The organism is Arthrobacter ginkgonis (genome assembly GCF_039540195.1).
GTDB classification, from domain to species: Bacteria; Actinomycetota; Actinomycetes; order Actinomycetales; family Micrococcaceae; genus Zafaria; species Zafaria ginkgonis.
This window is the reverse complement of record NZ_BAABEO010000008.1, coordinates 643,844-666,645: the sequence shown is the minus strand read 5'-3', so window position 1 is coordinate 666,645 and position 22,802 is coordinate 643,844. Positions and strand designations below refer to the sequence as shown.

The following is a 22,802-nucleotide window of genomic DNA, read 5'->3' as shown; positions in this document are numbered from 1 at the left end:
GCCGCCGTCGTCCGCGGCCTTTCGTTACGCCGCGCGCGGCGCCGGTTTTGGGCAGCGCGCGCAACAGGCGTACCGTGGGGGCCATGAACACCCGTTGGTATGCGTATTTTGTGTCGGCTCTGGAGGGGCCCGCCGCAAGGTAATCGCGCATACCCACCTTCAGAGCCGACAAGGGCCGGAGCATCATGCTCCCGGCCCTTCGCCATTTCCAGGCGGCCTGAAGGACCACGGATCCGGCCGGCCGCCGACCACCGCAGCCGCTGCCAACGAAAGAGATCCGATGAACGCCGTTTCCGCCACCGAAATGCTCGACACCATCCAGCGCACACCCAACTCCGACGAGCGCGTGGCCGGCTTCGCCCCGCTGCCGAGCCCCGCTCGGGTGCGCGAGGAGCTCGCCCCCTCGGAGGCGCTGCAGTACCGCGTCGGCCGGGCCCGCCAGGAGATCCGTGCCGTGCTCGACGGCGTTGACCCGCGCCTGCTGGTCGTCGTTGGCCCCTGCTCCATCCACGATCCGCAGGCCGGACTGGACTACGCGGCCCGGCTCGCAGGGGTGGCGCAGCGCCACCGCGGCGAACTGCTGGTGGTCATGCGCACCTACTTCGAGAAGCCACGCACCACGGTCGGCTGGAAGGGCCTGATCAACGATCCCGCCCTGGACGGAAGCCATGACATCGCCGCCGGCCTGCGCGCCGCCCGGCGCTTCCTGTTGGAGGTCGGAGAACTGGGCCTGCCCACGGCCACCGAGTTCCTGGAGCCCATCAGCCCGCAGTACCTGGCGGACCTGGTCGCGTGGGGCGCGGTCGGTGCCCGCACCACCGAGAGCCAGATCCACCGCCAGCTGGTGTCCGGGCTGTCGATGCCGGTCGGCTTCAAGAACGGCACCGACGGCGGCCTGCAGGTCGCCGTGGACGCCTGCGGCGCCGCGGCCGCCCCGCAGTCCTTCCTGGGCATCGACGCCGAGGGGCGCGCCAGCATGGTGCAGACCCGCGGCAACACCGACGTGCACCTGATCCTGCGCGGCGGCGCGGCGGGACCGAACTACTCCGCCGGGGACATCGCGGCCGCCTCGGAGCGGATGGGGGCGGCCGGGCTGAACCCCCGCGTCATCGTGGACGCCAGCCACGCGAACTCCGGAAAGTCCCATGTCCGCCAGGCGGAGGTCATCGACGAGCTCGCCGCCCGCCTTGCCGCCGGCGAGCCGGGCATCGCCGGCCTCATGGCGGAGAGCTTCCTGGTTCCGGGGGCGCAGAAGCTTGAGGTCCCCGCCCCGGACGCGGCCCGCGGTCCGCGGGAGAACCCCGTGCTCGAGGGCCTGGTCTACGGCCAGTCCGTCACCGACGCCTGCATGGGCTGGGAGGCGACCGAAACCGCGCTGGAGACCCTCGCGGCCGCGGTGCGTGCCGGACGCGGCGGCGCGTAGGAGGGGCTTGGGCGGACGGTCCCCGGCCCCGGTCGGGGGCCCGGTGCGGGACCTGCGTAAAGCGGGTCCACGGAGCGGTCAGGGCTTTCACTTTCACCCCTCCAGCCACTAGAGTGACTAGCCAGACGGCATCGCCTGCTGCGCGCCAACCGGTGCGTAGAGTCAACGCACCCGTCGTTCATCGATGGGCCGTGTTGTCCAAGTCAGGAGTGGATCGGGGATGGCAGACGCTGGGAATTTCGCGAACGCGCACTTCATGACGGTTGCCGAGGTCGCCGAGGTCATGCGCGTGTCGAAGATGACCGTGTACCGGCTGGTGCACTCGGGCGACCTCCCCGCCGTCCGCTTCGGGCGCTCCTACCGCGTTCCGGAGACCGCCGTCGAGGAATACCTGCGCACGGCACGTGTGGATGGGGCCTCGGAGACCGCCTGAGGCCCGTGGTCTGACACGCCTGCAGAAGCAGGTAACCTGTTAAGGAACGTTTGACGTCCAGTTGGCTGCGATCGGTTGCTTTTGGTGCCGGAAAGTAGTCGGCACATATAGACAGTGAGGAACCACTATGGGCTCTGTTATCAAGAAGCGCCGCAAGCGTATGGCCAAGAAGAAGCACCGCAAGTTGCTTCGCAAGACCCGCCACCAGCGCCGCAACAAGAAGTAGCCGCGCTCCGGCACAAGCCGGATCAAGGCACGACGGCGGGGCCGCACCTTTCGAAGCGAGAGGTGCGGCCCCGCCGTCGTTTTGTCTCCCGGCCTGCCCCGGACGGCAGGGGGAGCCGGTACCGTGGAGGCATGGATTCCTCCGCCACCGAACCCCGTGTCCTCCTGCTGACCCGTCCCGGTTGCCACCTGTGCGAGGCCGCCCGGGAAACGGTGGCCGCCGTGGCCGGCAGGCTGGGCGTGGCGTGGGCCGAACGGCGGATCGACGACGATCCGGAACTCCTGGCCCGGCATTCGGAGGAGGTCCCGGTGCTGCTCGTGGACGGAACCGTTCGCGATTTCTGGGTCATCGACCCGCAGCGCCTCGAGGGCCTGCTCACGGCGCCGCAGGCCTGAAAGCACAGCGCCGCAGGCCTGAAGCGGACCGGTCGTGGGCCTCAAACGGCCCGGCCGGTTGCGTCCTGCGCGGCGCGTCTTTTATTTTTGGGGCCGGCCCCGCGTCGGCCTAGAGTTGACTATCCAACCAGCACGAGGAGCGGTCGAGCATGCCACGCAGCAAAGGGCCGGCACAGCCCCCCGCGGAGACCGGTCCCGCCGCGGCGCGGCACCTGCCGGAAGCCACCCTGGTCCGCCTGACGCAGTACCTGCGTGCGCTGACCGAACTGCGTGACGCGGGGCGTTCCAGCGCCTCCTCCGAGGTGCTGGCCGAGGCCGCCGGGGTCAATTCGGCGATCCTGCGCAAGGACCTGTCCCTGCTGGGGTCCTACGGCACTCGCGGGGTGGGTTACGAGACCGAGGTCCTGGCCCAACGCATCACCGAATGCCTGGGGCTGACCCACGAGTGGCGCGTCTCCATCATCGGTGCCGGCAACCTGGGCCGTGCGCTGTCCGGGTACGGCGGATTCCGCAACCGCGGCTTCTCGGTGGTGGCGCTCTTCGACGCCAGCCCGGACCTCATTGGGCGGGACGTGAACGGTCTGCGCGTGGCCAACGTCGCCTTCCTGGAGGACGTCCTCACGTTCACCCGGACCAACATGGCAGTGCTGGCCGTTCCCGGACCGGTGGCCCAGGAACTGGCCGACAGGCTGGTCCGCATCGGGGTGCGCAGCATCCTGAGCTTCGCGCCGGTGGTGCTGCAGGTTCCCGAGGGCGTGACGCTGCGGAAGGTCGACCTGGCCACGGAACTGCAGATCCTGGCCTACCACGCCCAGCAGGCCGGCCAGACGGGCCTGCAGCGGCCGTAAGGGCCCGTTCCGCGCCGGCCCTGGGCGGCGGCGCCCCTTAAACGGCGGTGTCCGCATCCCGTGGGGGAAGCGGACACCGTTGTTGGCCTGCTGCTTGGCAGGGCTACTTGGCAGGGCTACTTGGCGAGGCTATTTGGCCAGGCCGGCCTTCTTCGCGGCGATGTAGTCGCTCGAGGGCTTCAGCCAGGCCAGCACGATGCCGGCGACGCCCAGCACGATCACGGCCGCGGTCAGCGGGTCGGCCCCCAGTAGGCCGAACAGCGACAGGGCGGCCAGCACGGTTCCGGTGATGCGGGCGCCGTTGCTGCCCTTGCGGATGAAGAACGCGATCAGGGCGTAGAGGCCGGCGCCGATCACGGCGAAGACCACGGCAAGGGTCTTGAACATGCCGATCATGGAAGCGAAGGTCACGCCGGCCGCCTCCATCTGGGCCTGCATCTCCGCGTACGTCGCCGCATCCTGGCCGCGCAGGGTGCCTTCGATCATGCCCAGCAGCACGTCGGAGGGAACCATCGCCACCACCAGGCCGGAGACCAGGGTCAGGGCGCCGGCGGCAAGGATGAGCCAGAAGGCAATGTTCAGCTGCTTCGGGCGTTCCACCGGCGTCGCCGGGCCGCCAAAGCCGTACTGGCCCGGCTGCGGGGCCTGGTAGCCGTACGGCGGCTGGCCGTAGGGGGCCTGCGGCTGCCCGTACGGGGACTGGCCATAGGGCGACTGTCCGTACGGGGGTTGTCCGGGCTGGGGCTGTCCGTATTGCGGTTGCCCGTAGGGGGCCTGCGGGGATTGCGGGGCCTGCGGGTCCTGCGGCTGGGCGGGCTGGCCGCCGTCCGGCAGGCGCTGGCCATACCGGGGTTGTTCCGGGACCTGCGGGGTGTCGTCCGGGGTGCTCATGGTTCCTCCTGGTCCGGCAAGGGCTGTCCGTTTCACGATATCCGCTGGTCCCCGCGCCGCGCCGTCATCAAGAAGGCTGATTTTCGTCCCGTCCCGGGCCGGACAGGAAACGACGGCGGCCGCGCCGCCGGAGGTCCCGGCGGCGCGGCCGCTGAAGAGGTGGTGGTGGAGGGTGGTGCCGCGGAAGGTGGCCTAGGACTCCTTGACGAAGGCGACGTCCAGGGTGATCTTCACCTTGTCGCTGACCAGCACCCCGCCGGCCTCCAGGGCCGCGTTCCAGGTGAGTCCAAAGTCCTTGCGGGAAATGGTGGTCTCGGCGGAGAACCCGGCGCGGGTGGCGCCGAACGGGTCGACGGTCACGCCGTTGAACTCGACCTGGAACTCGACCGGGAGGGTGACGCCGTGGATGGTCAGGTTGCCGGCCAGGGTGTAGTCCTCGCCGCCGCCGGTGATGTCGGTGCCCGTGAACTCCAGGGTCGGGAACTTCTCGACGTCGAAGAAGTCCGGGCCCTTGACGTGCGCGTCGCGGTTGGCGTCACCGGAGTTGAAGGACGCGGACCGGACCGTCGCCTGCAGCACGGAGGCCTCAAGCGAATCGGCGGCCTTGATGGTCGCCTCGGCCTCGGTGAACTTGCCACGGACCTTGCTGATGCCCGCGTGGCGGACGGTGAATCCGATCTCGGAGTGCGCGATGTCGAGGTTCCAGACGCCGGTAGTCAGGCCTGCGGGGATGCTCATGGGTTCTCCTTATGCGGTGGGTGGGGATCGGGGCCGTTCAACCCGTCACCAACAGACTATTGAATGCAAACGCATATATCTAGACCTTTCTTGAAGATTTAACGAAAAGTTCGCGTGATGGTTGTCACCGGCCCGTTTTAGGCTCTTTCCCGATCGTTTGAGACACTGGAACCATGCCTCTTGCCACCGTCCATCTCCTGCGCCATGGGGAAGTTCACAACCCGGACAGGGTGCTCTACGGCCGGCTCCCGGAGTTCCACCTGTCCGACCTCGGGCGCACGATGGCCCAGCGCGCCGCGGAGCATTTCACCGCCCGCCGCAAGGCCGGGGCGAAGATCGTGCTGCTGGCGGCCTCCCCGCTGGACCGCGCGCAGGAGACGGCCGCGCCCACGGCCGCGGCGCTGGGCCTGGAAATCGTCACCGAGCCGCGCATCATCGAGGCCACCAACCACTTCGAGGGCCTGTCCCGGATCGGGAGCCAGCTCAAGCGCCCGCGGCACTGGCCCTACCTGGTCAATCCGCTCCGTCCGTCGTGGGGGGAGCCGTACTCCGCTCAGGTGGAACGGATGATGGAGGCGGTGCGCGACCTGCGCGACCGCGCCGTCGAAATCGGCGGCCCCGGGGCGGAGGCCGTGCTGGTGAGCCACCAGCTGCCCATCTGGGTCACCCGACGCGCTGCCGAGGGCAAGCCCCTGTGGCACGACCCGCGCAAGCGGGAATGCACTCTCACCTCCGTGACCAGTCTTGTATTCGAGGGGGATCGACTGGTCGACGTCCGCTACGAAGAACCGAGTGCCGACCTGCTGGCCGGCGCCGCGAACATCCCTGGAGCCTAGCCCGATGCCCCTTCCCGTCCCCTCGCAGCCGAGCCGGCGCGCATTGCTGCGCGCCGCCGTCGTGCTTGCCGCCGCGCTTCCGCTGGCCGCCTGCGCCAGCGAGGATCCGCTGGCCGCGCAGGCGCGCGAAGGCAACAACAAGAACTACATCGCCGGCGACGGCGCGGTGGAGACGTACGCCGCGGACTCCCGCGGCGAAGCGGTCAAGGTGGCCGGAACCCTCTACAACGGCACCGCGGTGGACTCCGCGGACTGGGCCGGGCAGGTCACCGTCCTGAACTTCTGGTACGCCGCCTGCGCGCCGTGCCGCGTCGAGGCCCCGCACATGAAGGAGCTGGCCGAGGCGTTCACCGGCCAGGGCGTGCAGTTCATCGGCGTCAACGTGCGCGACGAGCGGGCCACCGCCGAGGCGTTCGAGCGCAGCTTCGGGATCCCGTACCCGTCCATGCCGGACAAGGACGGTTCAATCCTGCTGGCGCTGACCAAGTACGTGCCGCCGCAGGCGGTGCCGACCACCCTGGTGCTGGACAAGCAGGGGCGCGTGGCGGCACGCGTCCTTGGCGCCGTGGACAAGGGCACGCTCAAGGCCCTGATCGGCGACCGCGTCGCCGAAGCGGCGTGAGCGCCGCCGCGCTGGTGACGGTCGCCGCCCAGGCCAACCCCTTCGCCGAACTGGTCCAGGACGGTTCCCTCCTGATGGCCGCGCCCGTGGCCCTGCTGGCCGGACTCGTCTCCTTCCTCTCGCCCTGCGTGCTGCCGCTGGTGCCCGGGTATCTCGGGTACGTCACCGGGCTGACCGGCGCCGACCTCGCCGAGCAGCGGCGCGGGCGGATGGTGGCCGGAATCGGGCTGTTCGTGCTCGGCTTCACCGCGGTGTTCATGCTCGCCGGCGTGCTGTTCGCGCAGCTGTCCATCTGGCTCCGCTTCCAGGGCGCGTGGGTCACCCAGGCGCTGGGCGCCGTGGTGATCGTGATGGGCATCGTGTTCATGGGCGGCCTGTCCTGGTTCCAGACCGACCGCAAGATCCACAAGCGCCCGCCCGCCGGGCTGTGGGGCGCGCCGGTGCTGGGGATCACCTTCGGCCTTGGCTGGGCCCCGTGCATCGGCCCCACGCTCGCCGCCGTGCTGGCGCTGAGCAGCGGAGCCAACCCCGATCCGGCCAAGGGCGGGCTGCTGACGTTCGCCTACTGCCTGGGGCTGGGGCTGCCGTTCCTGCTGATCGCCGTGGGCTTCCGGCGCGGGATCGGGGCCCTGGCCTTCTTCCGCCGCCACCAGCTCGCGGTCATGCGGGTGGGCGGCTCGCTGCTGATCGTCCTCGGCATCCTGATGGCCACCGGCCTGTGGGGCGGCTGGGTCACGCAGCTGCAAGACTGGTTCGCCAACGAGGTGAGGTTGCCCATCTGATGGTAAAGAAAAACGCCGCGAAGACCGCGGACGTCGCCGTCCCCGCGCTGGGCCCCTTGGGCATGCTGCGCTGGGCCTGGACCCAGCTGACCAGCATGCGCACGGCGCTGTTCCTGCTGCTGCTGCTGGCCGTCGCCGCGGTGCCCGGTTCGCTGTTCCCGCAGCGCCCGGTCAACCCGGAGCAGGTCACCCAGTACCTGGCGAACAACCCCGAGCTGGGGGAGTGGCTGGACCGCTTCCAGCTGTTCGACGTGTACTCCTCGGCGTGGTTCTCCGCCGTCTACCTGCTGCTGTTCATCTCGCTGATCGGCTGCGTCATCCCGCGCGCGCAGAAGCACGCGAAGGCGCTGCGCACCCCGCCGCCGCGCACGCCCACGCGCCTGTCGCGGCTGCCCGAGCACGGCACCCTCGCGCTGCCCGCGGAGGACGACGGCGGGCCTTCCTCCGCCGCCGTCGTGCAGCGCGCCGCGGAACTGCTCAAGAAGCGCGGCTACCGCGTCGAGGCCCGCCCCGACGGACCGGCCCCGTCCGTGGGGGCCGAGCGCGGCTACCTGCGCGAAATCGGCAACCTGGTCTTCCACGTCTCGCTGATCGGGGTGCTGGGATCGGTCGCGATCGGCGGCATGTTCGGGTACAGCGGGCAGCGCCTGCTGGTGGAGGGGGAGTCCTTCGTCAACACGCTGGTCTCCTACGACTCCTTCAGCCCGGGCACCAACTTCAGCGAGGATTCGCTGGTGCCGTTCTCCATCGGCCTGGACAAGTTCGAGGTGGAGTTCGACCGCGAATCCAGCACGCACTTCGGCCAGCCGATCGACTTCACGGCCAGCGTGACCACCACTGACAAGCCCGGGGCCGAGGCCCAGCAGACGCAGCTGAAGGTGAACCACCCGGTGCGCATCGGCGGAGCCGCTGTGTACCTGGTCGGCAACGGCTACGCGCCGGTGGTGACGGTGCGCGACGGCAACGGCGACGTGGCGTTCCAGGGGCCGGTGATCGGCGTCCCGCAGGACGGCGCGTACACCTCCCTGGTGGTCATCAAGGTCCCCGACGCCCGTCCGGACCAGCTCGGCTTCGTGGGCTTCTTCCTGCCGACCGCCGTGATGGGCGAGGACGGGGTGTCCTTCTCCGCGGACCCCTCCGCCACTATCCCGCAGCTGAGCCTGAACTCCTACTACGGGGACCTGGGGCTGGATGCTGGGGACCCGCAGAACGTGTACGTGCTGGACCCCTCCACGCTGACGGAGCTGAACAACCGCAACCTCGACGCCGGCGGCATCGTGCTGGACGCGGGCACGTCCTACGACCTGCCGGAGGGGAAGGGCTCGATCTCGTTCGACGGGCTCAAGCGCTACGTGGCCCTCGACGTCCGCCACGATCCCGGCAAGGCCCCGGTCGCGGTGTTCGCCGTGCTGGCCCTCCTGGGGCTGGGCGTCTCGCTGTTCGTGCCCCGCCGCCGCGCCTGGATCAAGGTCGTGGAGGCCGGGGGCGACGGGCCCGCCGGCACCCGGTCCATTGGCACGGACGAAGCCGGGGAACGCATAATCGAATACGGCCTGCTGGCCCGCGGCGAGGACCCGCGGCTGGTGGCCGAGGCCGCGGAGCTTCGCACGCTCCTTGAGAGGGAATGGCCCGGCATGGTCCGGGAGCGAGTCTAAGGAGACCAAGGGAAAACCATGCCGTCAATCAACGAACAACTGGGCGCCTACAGCGACCTGTTCATGCTGCTCGCCGCCTTCGCCTACGCGGTCGGGTTCATCGCCTTCGCCTGGGACCTGGCCAAGTCCAACAGCACCATCCGCGAGCTCGAGGCCGGGCTCCTTGAGGCCGAGGCCAGGCAGCTGGCCACCGTGGGGGGACCCGCGCCGGTGAAGACCGCGGGCAAGCCCGCGGCCGGCGGGGCGCTGGTCAGCGAGTCGATGGACTACGTCACGGCTTCCGGCAAGCGCAAGGCCGCCAAGGTGGCCGTCTCGGTCGCGTGGATCGGCGTCGCCATCCACGCCGTCGCCGTGGTGTCCCGGGCCATTGCCGCAGCCCGCGTGCCGTGGGGCAACATGTACGAGTTCCTCACCACCGGCGCGTTCATCGTGGCGGCGGTCTTTATGGTGGCGCTGATCCGCAAGGACCTGCGCTTCATGGGCACCTTCGTGATGCTGCTGGTCACCATCATGCTGTGCGCCGCGACCATGGGCTTCCCGACGCCGGTAGCGCACCTGGTCCCGGCGCTGCAGAGCCCGTGGCTGGTCATCCACGTCTCGATCGCCGTGCTGGCGTCCTCGCTGTTCACCATCACCTTTGCGATGAGCGTGCTGCAGCTGGTCCAGGACGCGCGCCAGAAGCGCCTGGCCGCCGGCGGGCAGGACAAGCTGGCGTTCATGCGCCTGGTCCCCAGCGCCGTGGCGCTGGAGAACGCGGCCTACCGCGTCAACACCGTCTCCTTCGTGATGTGGACCTTCACCGTGATGGCCGGTGCCGTCTGGGCCGAGGCCGCGTGGGGCCGCTACTGGGGGTGGGACACCAAGGAGGTGTGGAGCTTCGTGATCTGGGTGGTCTACGCCGGCTACCTGCACGCCCGGGCCACCCGCGGCTGGACCGGCGCCCGCTCGGCCTGGCTGAGCATCATCGGCTACCTGTGCATCATCTTCAACTTCACCGTGGTGAACCTGTACTTCAACGGCCTGCACTCCTACGCGGGAGTCTAGGAGCCGAGGGGCCCCGGCCGAGCGCCAACGACGCCAGCAGCCACCCGCCGACGCAAAAGGAGCGGCCGCCAGCCCCCATCCGGGGCCGGCGGCCGCTCCTTTTGCCTGTTCCTTGGGCCCGTTCCCCGAGCCTACTTTTCGGAGGGGGAATCGGGCTTTTCGGAGGGCGAATCGGGGGAGTCGGCCGGGGGGTTCTTGAACTTGTCCTCGAGTTCGCGCAGTTCCTCTTCCTTGCGGCGCAGCTCCTCCGCCCGGGCATCCTCGCGGGCCTTCTGCCGGCGCCGGGCCTCCAGGCTGCGCAGGAACTGCTCGTCGTCGTCAGGGGCGCCGGTGGGGCGCGGACCGGCGGCGGAGCGCCCCTGGCCGCCGAAGCCGGGGGCGCCGCCCTTGCGGGGACGGCCCAGCCAGAACCAGAGCACGGCGCCGATCAGCGGGAGCAGCAGGATCGCCAGGACCCACGCGGGCTTCGAGAGGCTGCGCACCTCCCGCGGGCGCGTGCGGATGCATTCGATGAGCGCGTACAGGGTGACAGCCAGCGCTACCAGCGCCACCAAAATGAGGTTCCGGACCATTCCTCAATAGTAGTCAACCACCCCGCCCTGCGGGCGGGGCTTCCTTGCGCCCATGGGTGAATCGTGGCACCCGGCGGGTCCGCCGGAACCGGACGGCTAGAATTGAACGGTGCGGATCCTGACTTACACCATCCTTCGGCTTGTCCTCTTCTTTGGCGTCTTCGCCGCGCTGTACTACGGCCTGGCCTGGAACGTGTGGCTTTCCGCCGCAATCGCGCTGGTCATCGCCTTCGCCGTGACGTACCTGTTCTTCAACCGGCTGCGCGTCACGGCCACGCGGGAACTCGCCGGGAAGTTCTCCGGCGGGACGCCCAAGAAGCAGCGGACCACGCGGGCGGACGAGGACGCCGCCGCGGAGGACCAGAGCTAGGAACCCCGAACCAGGCACCCAACGGTTCAGGCCACGGCCTTCCGGCCAAGCGCCGGGGCGACCTCTTCGGCCACCACGGCCAGGATCCTGCGCACCACGCGGGCCGGGTGGTCGAACGGCAAGGCCAGGACCAGTTCGTCCGCTTCCCGCAGCGCCACGTCGCCGGACAGGGCCTCGGCGATCTCTTCGGGGCTTCCGGACGGCACCTTGCCGAACTGGAACGGGGAGGTGCCCGCGGCCTGCTCCGCCTGGCGCGTGCGGTCCCGCTCAAGGAGCCATTCCAGGTCCGCGGCGTCCTGCTCCGAGGTGACCGGCAGGATCTGCCGGCTAACGGAAACGTGGCCCGGCCGGCCGGTGGCGCGGACATGCTCGGCCCGGTAGGCCCGGATGCACTCCAGTTGGGTCTGCTCGAACGAAGCCCCGTTCGACTCCGTGTTCAGCGTCGACAGCTGCAGCCCCAGCCCTTGGCGGCCGGTGCGCTCGGCGCTGGCCAGCGATCCGGCACCGTAGGCGATGCGATCGCGAAGCCCGGGACTGAACGGTTGGACCGCCAGCGGGGTCCCGGCAGCGGCAAAGGAAACCTGCTCGTCGGCGACGGAGATGGCCTCGCCGGAAATCGCCTGGACGAAGCGGGCCACGCGCCGGTCCACGACCTCACGCAGCGCCCCGTCGACCGCCCCGTAGGCCTGGCCGAACGTGCCCTCGTTGTTCGCGTAGCCGGAACTCAGGCCCAGGTGCAGCCGTCCGCCCGTCAGCAGGTCAACGGTCGCGGCCTCTTCGGCGAGCCGGGCCGGGTTTTCGAAACGGATGGCCGTCACGGACACCCCGAGCCCCAGCCGCCGGGTGCGCTGGCCTGCGGCCGCCAGGAACGGCAGCGGCGCCGAAAGGTACGGCTCCAGGTGGCGGTGGCGGACGTAGCCGACGTCGTAGCCGAGGTCCTCGGCCAGTTCGAACAGCTCCAGGCCCTCCTGCAGGTCCCGCGACCGGTTCCCCTCCACCCGGGCGTGCTCGACGAAGGCGAGGAAGGAGAGGCGGAGCGGGCTGCTGCTCATCGTGCGTCCTTTGCGGCCGTTGGTCCCGGTGCCTTTTCGGCCGGGCCCGGTTCAAGCTGGTCCGGTTCAGCCTAGTCCGGGCCGCCTGCCGCCAACGGCCCCGCGTAACAGGGCCTAATAAATACGGCCCACCAAACCCGGGGCCCCAAACCTAGGAACGCAGCAGCACGGTGATCACCATGCCGGCGGCGAACAGCACGCTGTAGGCGATGCCAATCACGCCGGTCTGCTTCAGCACCGGGATCAGCGCCTTCGACTCCCGGCTCTTGAGCATCGTCCACGACGGCACCAGGCACAGCGGCGCGGCCAGCAGCACCAGCATCAGCCACGGGTACGTGCCCACCTGGACCAGCGGCAGCAGCAGCGCCAGCGCCAGCATCAGCACGTAGCTGATCCGCGCGCCCTCGTCGCCCAGCCGCACCGCCAGGGTCAGCTTTCCCACCTCGCGGTCCGTGGGAATGTCGCGGACGTTGTTGGCCATCAGCAGCGCCGTGGCGATCAGTCCGGTGCCGCAGGCGCCGATGAAGGAGGGCCAGGTCAGCTGCAGCACCTGGGTGAAGGTGGTGCCCAGGGTGGCGACGAGCCCGAAGAACAGGAACACGAACACCTCGCCCAGGCCCATGTACCCGTAGGGCCTCCGGCCGCCGGTGTAGCCCCAGGCGGCGGCCACCGCCGCGATGCCCACCAGGATCAGCGGCCACGCCTGCGAGACCAGCACCAGGATGCCGCCGAACAGGACGGCGGCGCCGAAGCAGAGGAACGCGGCGTTCCTGACCTGTGCCGGCTTGGCAGCCCCCGAGCCGGTAAGCCGCAGGGGGCCCACCCGGACGTCGTCCGTGCCGCGGATGCCGTCCGAATAGTCGTTGGAGTAGTTGACGCCGACCTGCAGCAGCAGCGCCACCAGGGCCGCGAGCAGCGCGCGCACCCAGTGGAAGATGCCGTCCACCTCGAACGCGGCCGCGGTGCCGATCACCACGGGGGCGACGGCCATGGGCAGCGTGCGCAGGCGGGCGCCTTCGATCCATTGGGCGACGGTGGCCACGGGTTTCCTTCCGGTTGGGGCTTCGGGTCCAGCGTCCCATTCTCCCCCCGGCCGGCGCCGCCGCGGAAATCGGGTCCCGCCGCGGAAATCCGGCCCCGCCGGGGGAAACCTCAGAGCGCGGCGAGCAGCCCCAGGATGCCTTGGCGGTCCGGCTTGCCGTTGGGCAGCAGGGGCAGCGCGTCCAGGTGCAGGATCCGGCGCGGGACCGCCGCGGCACCCAGCCCGGCGCGGACCGCGGCGGCGATGCCTCCGCCGTCCGCGTCCCCCACGTAGGCGAGCCCGACGGCGGTGCCCCATTCGGGGTCGGGGACGCCCAGCACCAGCGCGGCCTCCACGCCGGGCAGCGCCTCGACGCACCGCTGGATGACGCCGGCGGAGACCTTCACGCCGCCGGTGTTGATGACGTCGTCGGCCCTGCCGTGGACCTCCACGCGGCCGGCGGAGACGGTGCCCAGGTCCTCGGTGCGGTACCAGCGGACGCCGTCGGCGTCCGTGCTGAAGTGCGCGGCGGTCAGCTCCGGGTCGCCGAGGTAGCCGCCGGCGACCACCGGGCCGCCGAGCAGCAGGCGGCCGTCCTCGGAACGGGCACGCACCCCGGGCAGCGGCACGCCGTCGTACACGCACCCGCCGCAGGTTTCGCTCATGCCGTACGTCAGGCGGACGGCGAGCCCGTGCTTGGCCGCCTCGCGGCGCACCGCATCGGAGGTGCGGCCCCCGCCGATCAGCAGCGCGTCGAAGCGGCGCAGCGCCGCCAGCGTGCGCGCGGAGGGCTCGGTGAGCAGCCGCTGCAGCTGGGTGGGCACCAGCGAAGTGAGGCGGATCCGGTGCGTCAGGGACTCGGCGGCCTCCGTGAACGCCTCCGCGGTGAAGGAGGCTGCCGGATCCAGCGCCACCGGCCGGGTCCCGGCATGGAGGCTGCGGGTGAGCACGGCGAGTCCGGCCACGTAGGTGACCGGAAGCGCCAGCAGCCACTGGCCCTCCCCGCCCAGTTCCGCGGCCGTGGCCGCGGAGGAGGCCGCCAGCGCGGAGGCCGGCAGCAGCGTCCGCTTCGGCGTCCCGGTGGAACCGGAGGTGCGCACGACGGCGGCCGTCCCCGCCGGCGCCTCCGGCACCCGGGTGATCGCAGGGGTCCCGGGGGCGTCCCCGGGCAGGATCTCCACTGCCGCTCCGGTGCCGTCGAGGGCGGCGGCGAGTGCGGTCAGGGCGGGGGCGAGATTCACGGATGGCCTCTCAGGGGAAAAGCCCAACGCCGTCCCCGGATCCGGCGCTTTGCGGGGCGCATAACGGCGGATCCGGGGACGGCGTTCCGGGCCGGGAAGGGCGGGGCGGGGGAAGGGAGCTGGGAAGGAACCCGGCTGGGAAGGAGCGGGGCTCAGAAGTAGTACGGGTGGCTGGACCAGTCCGGCTCGCGCTTCTGGAGGAACGCGTCGCGGCCCTCCACGGCCTCGTCGGTCATGTAGGCCATGCGGGTGGCCTCGCCGGCGAACACCTGCTGGCCGGCCAGGCCGTCGTCGGCCAGGTTGAAGGCGAACTTGAGCATGCGGATGGCCTGCGGGGACTGGCGGGCGATGTCCGCTGCGTACTCCAGCGCCACTTCCTCCAGGCGGGCGTGGTCCACGGCCTCGTTGACCGCGCCCATGCGGACCATGTCCTCGGCCGAGTACTCGCGGGCCAGGAAGAAGATCTCGCGGGCCGTCTTCTGGCCCACCTGGCGGGCCAGCAGCGCCGAGCCGTAGCCGGCGTCGAAGGAGCCCACGGTGGCGTCCGTCTGCTTGAACCTGCCGTGTTCGCGGGAGGCGATGGTCAGGTCGGAGACCACATGCAGGGAATGCCCGCCTCCGGCCGCCCAGCCGTTGACCACGGCGATGACTACCTTGGGCATGGTGCGCATCAGGCGCTGCACCTCGAGGATGTGCAGGCGGCCGGCGCGGGCCGGGTCGATGGTCTCGGCCGTCTCGCCCCCGGCGTAGCGGTAGCCGTCGCGGCCGCGCACGCGCTGGTCGCCGCCGGAACAGAAGCTGTGTCCGCCGTCCTTGGAGGAGGGGCCGTTGCCGGTGAGCAGCACCGTGGCCACGTCGGGGGACATGCGGGCGTGGTCCATGGCCCGGTAGAGCTCGTCGACCGTGCCGGGGCGGAACGCGTTGCGCACCTCGGGGCGGTTGAAGGCGATGCGCACGCACGGCAGGTCGCGCACGACGGCGCCGTCGGCGTCGCGCTCCACCTGCCGGTGGTACGTCATGTCCTGGAAGTCGAAGCCTTCCACCACGCGCCAGCGGGTGGGGTCGAAGATGTCGGAAACCTGGGCGGGAAGTTCGGTGCTGGTCACCCTCCCGATCATAGTGGCGGCCCGGTGCCGGCCCGTGATCGGGGGCCTCACCCGAAGGCCAGCACGGCCAGGAAGCAGAACTGGGCAACGTGGTAGGTCGCCATCACATGCCACTCGCGCCACCGGAACGTGGAACCGGCCCCCTGCCCGACGTAGCGCCGCCAGGCCAGGAGGGTGTCCGAGGCATAGAACAGCCCCGCCCCGACCGCCGCCCACGGGTGCCCGCTGGCCCCGGCCGCCACGACCATCGCCGAGATCGCCGCCAGGTAGGCGGCTACCGGGGCGCGCTCGCCGCGGCGTTCGGCGCCCGCGAGGATCGTCCGTCCCAGCACGAAGACGGCCGAGGCCACCACGGCCGCGCCCGCCACCGCCCCGGCGGCGACGCTGGTCGGCCCGAGGAGGCGGGCGGACTCGAACGCCATGAGCGCGAAGGCCGCGGTGTACGCAAGGTGGGCGATGAGGAACACCCCCAGGCCCGCGGTGAACAGGTGTTCCCGCAGGAGCAGCACGTCGCCGACCAGGGACAGGGCCATCCCGGAGAGCACCAGTGCCGCCGCCGGGAGGGGAAGCCGGTGCGGAAACATCTCCTCCGGGGCCAGCACCACGGACGCGCCCGCGGCCAGCAGCAGGAACATGGCCGAGGTCTTCGTGACGGTGCGGAGCCCGGACGGCGGACGGTCCGCCAGGACCCAGTCGGCGGCGGCCGCCAGCGCCGCCGCCGCGGTGAGCAGGAAGGTCAGGTAATGCAGAATTCGTTCCCTTCGGGATCGGCCATGGTGTACCAGGAGTACGGGCCTTCGCTGGCCTCCCAAAGGAAGGTGGCTCCGCGGGACTCGAGGCGCGCCCGGACCTCGGCCTTGTCCTCGTCGCCGGCGCGGACGTCCAAGTGGAGGCGGTTCTTGACGGTCTTGGCCTCCGGAACGGACTGGAACAGGATGCGCGGGCCCTCGCGGTGTTCGGCATCGTCCACGACGCGGATGGCGGCCCCGGACTTCCACATCAACTTGCCGCGGTGCAGAAGGGTGTCCGATTCCTGGGCCAACCCCCGGGCCACCATGTTCCGGATGAAGCCTTCATCCGTGGGCTCGGTCTCCCACCCGAGGGTCTCCGCCCACCAGTCGGCCTGAGTGTGCGGGTCCGCGGAATCCACGACGATTTGGATGCTGTATGCCATGGGCCAACGCTACGCGGCGGCCGTCAGGGGCGGGAAGAGGGACCCCGCCCTGGTCGTTTCGGCACAGGTAGTCGCGGCTCCGGACCGTTTCGCCAAAGGCAGATGCGGGGTTTCGCCCTCAAAACCGACACCTGCCTTTGGCGAAACGCCAGGGGCGGGCAACAAGCGCCGTCGAAATGCTGCCGTGGGGAGGGCGCCGACGTTCCAGTCCGGATCCATTTAGGCTGGCTCCATGGAGAAGGTGCACTGGGAGGGCGCGGTGAATGCGCGCCGCGTGCTCGGCGACGTGTACCGGATGGGCCGCAGCGAATGGCTCACCGAGCGCGGGTGGCGCCAGGCGTACGACGACGGCGTGCGCACCGTGATCGACCTGCGGAACCTCGACGAGCGGGTGCGCCGGGCGACGGACCCGGAGGCGACGGACGTGGCCCAGGTGGGGATCGCCGTCGTACATCGCCCGACGGAGGACACCGGGCACGAGGCCTACCCGCTGGCCCTGCCCTACCTGAACCACCCGCGCTACTACCTCGACAACGTGCGGATCTTCCCCGACCTGATCGCCGGCGTCTTCCGTGCGCTGGCCGCGGCCGAGGGGAAGGTGGTGCTGAACTGTTCGGCCGGACGGGACCGCACGGGGCTGGTGGTGACGCTGCTGCTGTTGCTGGCCGACCGCCCCGACCTGGTGGGGCCGCAGTACGACGCCGGCGCGCGCGGGATCAACGATTGGCGCCGCACCAGCCCGGTCAGGCACCCTCATGAGCGGTACCTGACCGAATCCGAAATGGTCGAGACCATGGCCGACCGGCAGCAGGCGCTGGGGGAGTTCGTCCAGGCGGTGTCCGTGGAGGACCTGCTGCTGGAGCAGGGGATGACAAGCGGCGAGATTGCGGCCGTGAAGCGCAAACTTCTTGGTCGATCCGACTGAATCAGGGTGTGGATAACCCTCATCGGGGGTGGTTTTGCTGGCTATGCTGTGCTGACTCGTGATGTCCGCATACCTGATGTCCACGAACCGCCGTTGGGGGTCCTATGAAGTCGCACGTAGCTCCACCTGTGTCCCGGCACCGCCCGCAGCACGAATTCGCCCGCCGCTGGTCGCCGGCGGCCTGGGCACTTGCAGGAACATTGGCACTTGCCGGATCGTTGGCGCTCGCCGGGTGCGCCGCGAGCGGACAGCCGGGGGAGACGTCCGCCGCGCCCCACGCTTCGTCGAGCACCAGTGCGTCCTCCCCGGCGAGTGCCTCGGCGTCCGCATCACCCTCCATGGTCCCAGCGACGCCGACCAGCCCCGCCAAGAACGTCCCGGTCCCGGAACTGCCGGAAGCGGCGAAGGAGAAGACTCCGGAAGGCGCGGTGGCGTTCACGGAGTTTTATGTGGAGTTGGTCAATTACACGCGCACGACTAACTCCACCGACCAAATTCTGAAACGCGTGGTCGAAACGTGCCAGACATGCTTTGAGGGGACCATCAACCAGTCTGAATATCGGCGCGAGCACGGTCTACATGTGGTTGGTGGCGGTTTCGAGATCGAAGTACTCAAGGCTGACATCGACGGTAAGTATGGAACTGTGCTTGCGGAATCAAGGCTGCTCGAATTCAAGTCCTACGATGAAGATGGAGCTTGGGCTGAGACATCCCCTGCTACAGACAAATATCTGACAACTTTCACGCTGCAGGATGACGGCGGTGGTTGGAAGGTGTTGTCCGTTGAATCGGCAGAGATGTGACCGTCCGCTCCTGATGTCGTTTTTGATGTGGGTATTGGTGATTCCAATACTCGCCGTGTGCGTGAATATGGGCACGGCGTCACCCGCAATTTCTAGCAATTGCACGGTCGAAGTAAGAACGGAAACCGGGGCAATGCTGACGCGGCCTGTTCGATGCACCTACAGTGAAATTGGAAACTCCGAAAGCACTTATTACCGCCCTCCAGCCTCCGACGTCCGCTATCGCGTCAACTACGGCATCCTGTGTTCCGTAGGGACCGCCGTCGGAACAGGGTGCGGTGGGGCTGGGGTCAGTTGCCCCGACGGGGCGGACCTGGTGCTGCGGACGGTGTTCGCGGTACTGCCGGACGGAACCGAGGAAATCGTCAGCAGGGCAAACTTCTGCAACCTGGGTGCGGGCAGCGAACCGGAGCTGACCGTGGACGCGGAGCCGCCCTTCCAGCTGACGGTGGAGCAGGTGGATCGCCTCGGCATCGTGCCGGCCACCATCGGGACCGAGTTCAACGGCTTCACGCTGCGCAACGCCCACACCAACGTCTGGGCCGACGCCGATCCGCAGGAATTCCGCGAGACGATCCTCGGCGTGGACGTGCAAGTGCGGGTCCGCCCGATCAACTACCGCTGGTCCTACGGGGACGGCCACAGCTGGACCACGGTGATTCCCGGGGGACCCCTCGGCTCCGGCCAATTCGACGTCCAAACCGAAACCAGCCACCAGTACGCGGAGACCGGCACCCACCGGCTGGCCCTGACCACCACCTTCCAGGCCGAATACAGCGCGGACGGAGGCCCATGGCAGGCGGTGGTCGGAACCAACTCCGTCGCCAGCGTCCCGGCCACCGTGGACGTCTGGCGCACCAAGAAGCTCCTGGTCGACGCCACCTGCGCCGAGGAACCCGATGGCCCGTACTGCGACGGGCCCTTCAACGAGTGACCGGCGTCGCCCAGGGCACAGGGCGGTATGCCTGCGGCGACGGTCGCTATGCTGTCCCGTAACGCATCCCAAGGCGCCCCCGACTCGTTGGAGACCCCGTGGCAGAAGCAGTGAACCGAACCGAGATCGATGGAGTCCCGGTGTTCTGGGCCAACGCGCCCGGGGCCCTCACCGGGCTCCTGACCTTCCGCGTCGGCGTTCGCGACGAAACCTTCGAAACCCTCGGCCTGACCCACCTCCTCGAACATCTGGCGTTCTCCCGCCTGCCGCCGATCACCCATGAACACAACGGCAGGGTGGAACTGGGAGTCACGACCTTTTCCGCCACGGGCCGGCCCGAATCCGTCGCCAAGACCCTGACGGACATTTGCGTATCGCTGGCAGCCGTCGCCGCAGGAGACCTCGACCCGGGACTGTTGGAAACCGAAAAGGGAGTCATAGACGCCGAGGGAGGCATGCCGGTCGCGCCCGCCTACGGCGAAGCCCTGGTGCACCGCTATGGCCTCCGCGGCATCGGCCTTGCCGGCGCTTCCCCCAATTTCATGGACCGCATCGGCCCGCAGGACCTCGCCGCCCACGCTGCGCGCTACTTCACGCGCGCCAACGCCGTCGTGACCTTCACCGGACCGCCGCCGCCGGGCCTGCGGCTTCCGCTGCCCGACGGCGAGCGGCGCCCCGTTCCGGACGATGCCGAACCCACGGGAATCCGTCCCGCCGAATACGTTTCCGGCACCGACCAGTTGGTGCTGTCCTTCGAGGCCCCGGGCGCCGACAGTCCGCTCAGCTACGTGCAGGGCATCCTCGCCCACACCCTCCAGCGCCGCGCCCATGCCACCCTGCGCAGGACCGCGGGCCTGATCTACGACCTCGACGTGGTCAGCACCGCCATCGGACCCGGCCGCGGCGTCACGCTCATCACCGTGAACCTCAAGCCCGCCAACGCCGTCAGGGTCGCCCACGAGATCCTGTCCCTCTTAAGGCGGCTGCGGGACGAGGGAGTGACGGCGGAGGAGCTCGACGAGGCGATCGGCACCACCAGCGATTCCGGCCAGAACCCTGGCACCGCCGCCGAGGATGCCCAGGACGCGGCGATTTCCCACCTCGTCCAGCTGCCGGAGTGGCCGCACGCCGCCTATCTGGCCGCCCTGGAGAGCCACACGCCCGCCGACATGGCGGACTTCCTGTCCCGCCTCGACGAAACCCTGCTGGTCGGCCTGCCGGAGGACGCCATCCCCACGGACGCCAACGAGTCCACCGGGGTCGTCTTTCCGCCGCTGCGGCACGTGCCCGCCGACCTCCCGCCCGGCACGGGCCACAAGCGCAGCCTGATCGGAGTCTTCGCGGGCGTGCCGCGCGATGCCCGGTTGGAGATCGGGGACGCCGGCGTCGCCTTCTCCGCCGAAGGGGAACGGGAGGCCTACCGGTGGGCGGACGTCGCCGCCATCGAATGGGGCGACGCCGAGGAGGCCGGAGAGTCCGCCACCATCATCGGCCGGGACGGGTTCCAGATCCATGTCCTGGCGGTCTGGTTCCGGCGGGGACGGGAGGCCTTCGCCGACCTGCGCCGGCGCGTTCCGCAGCGCCTGCAGTACCACGAAGAGGCCGGTAACGGCACGGCTGGGGAGCCCGAAGCGGAGCGGGCCGCGTCCCCTGCGGATTGAGGCAAAGTGCGCGGCCCGGTTAGCGCCTCCCCGCCTCCCACGCCTCCCACGCCTCGCTTCGCTCGACGTGGGGCCCTCGGCGGGTAGCGCCTCCCCGCCTCGCTTCGCTCGACGTGGGGCCCTCGGCGGGTAGGCTGGAGGGGTCCCATTGCCTACGTGAGGAGCGCAGAAGTGAAGCTGCACCCGGCCTTCGCCTAATCCGCGTCGACGCCACCGGCTCGATGCATCACGCGAGACGGGAGTATCCCCATGCAGTTTTCACCTCTGATTTTCGACCACGTCGGATTCGCCTGGCCCAACGGCCGCCGGATCCTGCAGGACATCACCTTTACCGTCGGCCCCGGCCTGACGGTGCTGACCGGCCCCAACGGGCTCGGCAAGTCCGTCATCCTCTCGCTCGCCGCGGGACTCCATGCCCCGCAGGGCGGGCACCTGAGTGCCCCGGCCGCCGCACACCTGCCGCAGCGGCTGGAAACCCGTCCCGGCCAGCGGGTGGGAGACCTGTTGGGGCTGGGGGAGAAGCTCGGCGCCTTGCGCCGCGTGCTGGGCGGAGCCACCGAAACCCTCGCGGCCGATTTGGAGCTGATCGGCGATGACTGGGACCTGGAGGAGCGGGCCGCGGTCCAACTCACGGCCCTTGGCCTGGCCGGAGCCGGTGAAGCGGATTTCCTGGACCGCCCGGTCCTCTCCCTCTCCGGCGGGGAAGCGACCCAGGTTGCCCTGGCCGGGTTGATGCTTCGAGACGCACCGCTGTTGGTGCTCGACGAACCCACCAACAACCTCGACGCCCCAGCCCGGGAGCGCCTGCTTGAGGCGCTGGTCGCCCGCCCGGGCATGGTGCTGGCAGCCAGCCATGACCGGGGCCTGCTGGAGCGGGCCGGCACCATCCTGGAACTGACGCCGCACCGCATCCGGTCCGGCGTGGCCGACGGCGCGGTGTTGGCGGTCCACGGCTCGTGGGACGATCGCGATCGCTCCGTCGCAGCAGCCCGGCGGAGCGCCGAGTCACGGGTCAGTGCCGCCCGCACCGCCGTGGCGGACGAGCAGCGGATGCGCGCCGAAGCCCAAACACGGATCGAGCGCCGGACGGCCCAAGGCAGGAAGGCGGGAGGATCCATGCCCAGGATCCTGGCGAACGCCCGCGCGGCCCGCGCCCAGGAAACGGCCGGGGCCACGCGCTCGCGGCACGCGGAGGCCACCGCCGAGGCCCAACGCGAGCTGGAGGCGGCGCTCGACGCCGCGGCCACCGAACAACGGCTGCGGCTGGACCTGCCTGAGACCCTGGTGCCGGGCGGGCGCACCGTGGCCGCCCTGCGCGCACCGGGGCCCGGGGCGCTGCTGGTGGAGGGCGCGGTCCAAGTCGACGGCGGCGCCCACGGTGCTGGGGGCCACGGTGCTGAGGACCCCCGGGCTCAGGACAACAGTGCCGAAATCAGCATCGTGGGGGCCGAACGGATCGCCCTGACGGGAGCCAACGGGACCGGGAAGACCACGCTGCTCGAGGCGTTGGCCGGTGCCGCCCGGGTGCCCGTGGGGTACCTGCGGCAGCGGTTGCCCGCGGGCCGGGTGGCAGGAGGCGCGGCCGGCGTCGCACACCGTGCCGCCGAACCCGCCGTCGTACCGTCCGCGGGCGGCCAGCAGGACCTCAGCGTGCTGGAGGCCCTGCGGCAGGCGGCCCCAACCCGGACCCCGGAACAGATCCGCACCCATCTGGCGCGGTTCCTCTTCCGTGGGGCGAGGGCCGAGGCACCGCTGGCGACGCTCTCCGGGGGCGAACGGTTCAGGGCCGAGCTGGCCGCCCTTTTGGTGGCCGACCCGACCCCGCAGCTGCTGCTGCTCGACGAGCCGACCAACCACCTCGATGCGCAGACGGTGGACCAGCTCGTCGACGCGCTGGAGGCATACCGCGGAGCGCTGGTGGTGGTCAGCCACGATGCGCCCTTCCTCCAGCGCCTGGACCTGACCCGGCGCTGGGAGCTGGTCCGGCACCAGGCATAACGGACCGGTGCGGCCAGCGGCGGCTGCCCCGCCGCATAAGGAAAACGTGCCC

At 70.2% G+C, this 22,802-nt stretch carries 25 protein-coding genes and 1 pseudogene; 17 read left to right on the top strand and 9 right to left on the bottom strand.

All coding sequences use genetic code 11. The features are described from left to right. Positions 1–280 precede the first annotated feature (280 nt). The 5 genes from ABD912_RS05685 to ABD912_RS05665 all read left to right on the top strand — a co-directional run bounded on the left by ABD912_RS05685 (position 281) and on the right by ABD912_RS05665 (position 3,325). Positions 281–1,423 (top strand): 3-deoxy-7-phosphoheptulonate synthase, encoded by a 1,143-nt coding sequence (locus ABD912_RS05685; RefSeq protein ID WP_345149108.1) that lies wholly within the window; start codon positions 281–283, stop codon positions 1,421–1,423. Positions 1,424–1,643: 220 nt separating this feature from the next. Then, positions 1,644–1,856 carry a helix-turn-helix domain-containing protein gene (locus tag ABD912_RS05680; protein ID WP_345149107.1) on the top strand — a complete coding sequence of 71 codons (213 nt, stop codon included), beginning with the start codon at positions 1,644–1,646 and terminating at the stop codon, positions 1,854–1,856. Between the two features lie 127 nt (positions 1,857–1,983). Beyond that, positions 1,984–2,082 carry a 30S ribosomal protein bS22 gene (locus ABD912_RS05675; RefSeq protein WP_003792170.1) on the top strand — a complete coding sequence of 33 codons (99 nt, stop codon included), beginning with the start codon at positions 1,984–1,986 and terminating at the stop codon, positions 2,080–2,082. A gap of 131 nt (positions 2,083–2,213) precedes the next feature. Next, positions 2,214–2,477 carry a glutaredoxin family protein gene (locus ABD912_RS05670; protein WP_345149106.1) on the top strand — a complete coding sequence of 88 codons (264 nt, stop codon included), beginning with the start codon at positions 2,214–2,216 and terminating at the stop codon, positions 2,475–2,477. A gap of 149 nt (positions 2,478–2,626) precedes the next feature. Next, positions 2,627–3,325 carry a redox-sensing transcriptional repressor Rex gene (locus ABD912_RS05665; protein ID WP_345149105.1) on the top strand — a complete coding sequence of 233 codons (699 nt, stop codon included), beginning with the start codon at positions 2,627–2,629 and terminating at the stop codon, positions 3,323–3,325. Between the two features lie 129 nt (positions 3,326–3,454). Here the strand turns inward: ABD912_RS05665 and ABD912_RS05660 are convergent, their stop codons facing one another. Beyond that, the gene (locus tag ABD912_RS05660) at positions 3,455–4,216 is read right to left on the bottom strand and encodes a hypothetical protein (protein ID WP_345149103.1); all 762 of its coding nucleotides are present in this window, start codon (positions 4,214–4,216) and stop codon (positions 3,455–3,457) included. A 192-nt stretch (positions 4,217–4,408) separates the two neighbouring features. After that, positions 4,409–4,954 carry a YceI family protein gene (locus tag ABD912_RS05655; protein ID WP_345149101.1) on the bottom strand — a complete coding sequence of 182 codons (546 nt, stop codon included), beginning with the start codon at positions 4,952–4,954 and terminating at the stop codon, positions 4,409–4,411. A gap of 173 nt (positions 4,955–5,127) precedes the next feature. Here ABD912_RS05655 and ABD912_RS05650 point away from each other — a divergent pair, with 173 nt between their 5' ends. The 5 genes from ABD912_RS05650 to ccsB all read left to right on the top strand — a co-directional run bounded on the left by ABD912_RS05650 (position 5,128) and on the right by ccsB (position 9,893). After that, positions 5,128–5,790: a histidine phosphatase family protein gene (locus ABD912_RS05650; protein ID WP_345149100.1), complete on the top strand. Its 663-nt coding sequence runs from the start codon at positions 5,128–5,130 to the stop codon at positions 5,788–5,790. Between the two features lie 4 nt (positions 5,791–5,794). Next, positions 5,795–6,412, top strand: coding sequence for a TlpA family protein disulfide reductase (locus tag ABD912_RS05645; protein WP_345149099.1), 618 nt, complete (start codon positions 5,795–5,797; stop codon positions 6,410–6,412). A gap of 74 nt (positions 6,413–6,486) precedes the next feature. Beyond that, positions 6,487–7,194, top strand: a complete 708-nt coding sequence (locus tag ABD912_RS05640; RefSeq protein ID WP_345149426.1) for a cytochrome c biogenesis CcdA family protein — start codon at positions 6,487–6,489, stop codon at positions 7,192–7,194. Beyond that, positions 7,194–8,849 carry a cytochrome c biogenesis protein ResB gene (resB, locus tag ABD912_RS05635; protein ID WP_345149098.1) on the top strand — a complete coding sequence of 552 codons (1,656 nt, stop codon included), beginning with the start codon at positions 7,194–7,196 and terminating at the stop codon, positions 8,847–8,849. Before ABD912_RS05640 ends, resB begins: the two co-directional genes overlap by 1 nt. A gap of 18 nt (positions 8,850–8,867) precedes the next feature. Next, positions 8,868–9,893, top strand: coding sequence for a c-type cytochrome biogenesis protein CcsB (gene ccsB, locus ABD912_RS05630; protein ID WP_345149096.1), 1,026 nt, complete (start codon positions 8,868–8,870; stop codon positions 9,891–9,893). Between the two features lie 131 nt (positions 9,894–10,024). On the opposite strand, the gene ABD912_RS05625 is transcribed toward ccsB, so the two are convergent. Further along, positions 10,025–10,465 carry a PLD nuclease N-terminal domain-containing protein gene (locus tag ABD912_RS05625; protein ID WP_345149095.1) on the bottom strand — a complete coding sequence of 147 codons (441 nt, stop codon included), beginning with the start codon at positions 10,463–10,465 and terminating at the stop codon, positions 10,025–10,027. Between the two features lie 109 nt (positions 10,466–10,574). Here ABD912_RS05625 and ABD912_RS05620 point away from each other — a divergent pair, with 109 nt between their 5' ends. Further along, positions 10,575–10,835 carry a DUF4229 domain-containing protein gene (locus ABD912_RS05620; protein WP_345149094.1) on the top strand — a complete coding sequence of 87 codons (261 nt, stop codon included), beginning with the start codon at positions 10,575–10,577 and terminating at the stop codon, positions 10,833–10,835. A gap of 26 nt (positions 10,836–10,861) precedes the next feature. Here the strand turns inward: ABD912_RS05620 and ABD912_RS05615 are convergent, their stop codons facing one another. The 6 genes from ABD912_RS05615 to ABD912_RS05590 all read right to left on the bottom strand — a co-directional run bounded on the left by ABD912_RS05615 (position 10,862) and on the right by ABD912_RS05590 (position 16,429). Next, a complete protein-coding gene (locus tag ABD912_RS05615; protein WP_345149092.1) occupies positions 10,862–11,887 on the bottom strand; it encodes an LLM class flavin-dependent oxidoreductase in 1,026 nt (341 codons plus the stop codon). Between the two features lie 151 nt (positions 11,888–12,038). Continuing rightward, positions 12,039–12,929 carry a 1,4-dihydroxy-2-naphthoate polyprenyltransferase gene (locus ABD912_RS05610; RefSeq protein ID WP_345149091.1) on the bottom strand — a complete coding sequence of 297 codons (891 nt, stop codon included), beginning with the start codon at positions 12,927–12,929 and terminating at the stop codon, positions 12,039–12,041. Between the two features lie 110 nt (positions 12,930–13,039). After that, a complete protein-coding gene (locus tag ABD912_RS05605; protein ID WP_345149090.1) occupies positions 13,040–14,149 on the bottom strand; it encodes an AMP-binding protein in 1,110 nt (369 codons plus the stop codon). 152 nt (positions 14,150–14,301) lie between these two features. Continuing rightward, positions 14,302–15,267, bottom strand: coding sequence for a 1,4-dihydroxy-2-naphthoyl-CoA synthase (locus ABD912_RS05600; protein WP_345149089.1), 966 nt, complete (start codon positions 15,265–15,267; stop codon positions 14,302–14,304). Between the two features lie 35 nt (positions 15,268–15,302). Then, entirely contained in the window at positions 15,303–16,067 is a 765-nt protein-coding gene (locus ABD912_RS05595; RefSeq protein ID WP_345149088.1) for a lysoplasmalogenase, read from the bottom strand. Beyond that, complete coding sequence (locus tag ABD912_RS05590; RefSeq protein WP_345149087.1) at positions 15,992–16,429, bottom strand: VOC family protein; 438 nt, start codon at positions 16,427–16,429, stop codon at positions 15,992–15,994. The genes ABD912_RS05595 and ABD912_RS05590 overlap by 76 nt, the downstream gene beginning before the upstream one ends. A 232-nt stretch (positions 16,430–16,661) precedes the next feature. Between ABD912_RS05590 and ABD912_RS05585 the strand changes: the two genes are divergently transcribed. The 6 genes and pseudogenes from ABD912_RS05585 to ABD912_RS05565 all read left to right on the top strand — a co-directional run bounded on the left by ABD912_RS05585 (position 16,662) and on the right by ABD912_RS05565 (position 22,750). After that, complete coding sequence (locus ABD912_RS05585) at positions 16,662–17,354, top strand: tyrosine-protein phosphatase (RefSeq protein WP_345149086.1); 693 nt, start codon at positions 16,662–16,664, stop codon at positions 17,352–17,354. Between the two features lie 338 nt (positions 17,355–17,692). Continuing rightward, on the top strand, positions 17,693–18,157 hold the full coding sequence (locus ABD912_RS05580; protein ID WP_345149085.1) for a DUF6318 family protein: 465 nt from the start codon (positions 17,693–17,695) through the stop codon (positions 18,155–18,157). Positions 18,158–18,473: 316 nt separating this feature from the next. After that, positions 18,474–19,091, top strand: coding sequence for a hypothetical protein (locus ABD912_RS05575; RefSeq protein ID WP_345149083.1), 618 nt, complete (start codon positions 18,474–18,476; stop codon positions 19,089–19,091). Between the two features lie 98 nt (positions 19,092–19,189). Then, positions 19,190–20,752 carry an insulinase family protein gene (locus tag ABD912_RS05570; protein WP_345149081.1) on the top strand — a complete coding sequence of 521 codons (1,563 nt, stop codon included), beginning with the start codon at positions 19,190–19,192 and terminating at the stop codon, positions 20,750–20,752. 249 nt (positions 20,753–21,001) lie between these two features. Next, a pseudogene (locus ABD912_RS23530) lies at positions 21,002–21,517 on the top strand (ATP-binding cassette domain-containing protein); the annotation flags it as partial. 69 nt (positions 21,518–21,586) lie between these two features. Continuing rightward, positions 21,587–22,750, top strand: a complete 1,164-nt coding sequence (locus ABD912_RS05565) for an ATP-binding cassette domain-containing protein (RefSeq protein ID WP_425548030.1) — start codon at positions 21,587–21,589, stop codon at positions 22,748–22,750. The last annotated feature ends 52 nt before the right edge of the window (positions 22,751–22,802 follow it).

Excerpts from the sequence above, each read along its gene's own strand:
- ABD912_RS05580 (WP_345149085.1), top strand. The coding sequence starts at position 17,693 with ATGGTCCCAGCGACGCCGACCAGCCCCGCCAAGAACGTCCCGGTCCCG.
- ABD912_RS05615 (WP_345149092.1), bottom strand. The coding sequence starts at position 11,887 with ATGAGCAGCAGCCCGCTCCGCCTCTCCTTCCTCGCCTTCGTCGAGCAC.
- ABD912_RS05670 (WP_345149106.1), top strand. The coding sequence starts at position 2,214 with ATGGATTCCTCCGCCACCGAACCCCGTGTCCTCCTGCTGACCCGTCCC.
- ABD912_RS05680 (WP_345149107.1), top strand. The coding sequence starts at position 1,644 with ATGGCAGACGCTGGGAATTTCGCGAACGCGCACTTCATGACGGTTGCC.
- ABD912_RS05640 (WP_345149426.1), top strand. The coding sequence starts at position 6,487 with ATGGCCGCGCCCGTGGCCCTGCTGGCCGGACTCGTCTCCTTCCTCTCG.
- ABD912_RS05650 (WP_345149100.1), top strand. The coding sequence starts at position 5,128 with ATGCCTCTTGCCACCGTCCATCTCCTGCGCCATGGGGAAGTTCACAAC.
- ABD912_RS05645 (WP_345149099.1), top strand. The coding sequence starts at position 5,795 with ATGCCCCTTCCCGTCCCCTCGCAGCCGAGCCGGCGCGCATTGCTGCGC.
- ABD912_RS05660 (WP_345149103.1), bottom strand. The coding sequence starts at position 4,216 with ATGAGCACCCCGGACGACACCCCGCAGGTCCCGGAACAACCCCGGTAT.
- ccsB (WP_345149096.1), top strand. The coding sequence starts at position 8,868 with ATGCCGTCAATCAACGAACAACTGGGCGCCTACAGCGACCTGTTCATG.
- ABD912_RS05600 (WP_345149089.1), bottom strand. The coding sequence starts at position 15,267 with ATGATCGGGAGGGTGACCAGCACCGAACTTCCCGCCCAGGTTTCCGAC.
- ABD912_RS05585 (WP_345149086.1), top strand. The coding sequence starts at position 16,662 with ATGGAGAAGGTGCACTGGGAGGGCGCGGTGAATGCGCGCCGCGTGCTC.
- ABD912_RS05665 (WP_345149105.1), top strand. The coding sequence starts at position 2,627 with ATGCCACGCAGCAAAGGGCCGGCACAGCCCCCCGCGGAGACCGGTCCC.
- ABD912_RS05655 (WP_345149101.1), bottom strand. The coding sequence starts at position 4,954 with ATGAGCATCCCCGCAGGCCTGACTACCGGCGTCTGGAACCTCGACATC.
- ABD912_RS05675 (WP_003792170.1), top strand. The coding sequence starts at position 1,984 with ATGGGCTCTGTTATCAAGAAGCGCCGCAAGCGTATGGCCAAGAAGAAG.
- ABD912_RS05590 (WP_345149087.1), bottom strand. The coding sequence starts at position 16,429 with ATGGCATACAGCATCCAAATCGTCGTGGATTCCGCGGACCCGCACACT.
- ABD912_RS05565 (WP_425548030.1), top strand. The coding sequence starts at position 21,587 with ATGGTGCTGGCAGCCAGCCATGACCGGGGCCTGCTGGAGCGGGCCGGC.
- ABD912_RS05625 (WP_345149095.1), bottom strand. The coding sequence starts at position 10,465 with ATGGTCCGGAACCTCATTTTGGTGGCGCTGGTAGCGCTGGCTGTCACC.
- resB (WP_345149098.1), top strand. The coding sequence starts at position 7,194 with ATGGTAAAGAAAAACGCCGCGAAGACCGCGGACGTCGCCGTCCCCGCG.
- ABD912_RS05685 (WP_345149108.1), top strand. The coding sequence starts at position 281 with ATGAACGCCGTTTCCGCCACCGAAATGCTCGACACCATCCAGCGCACA.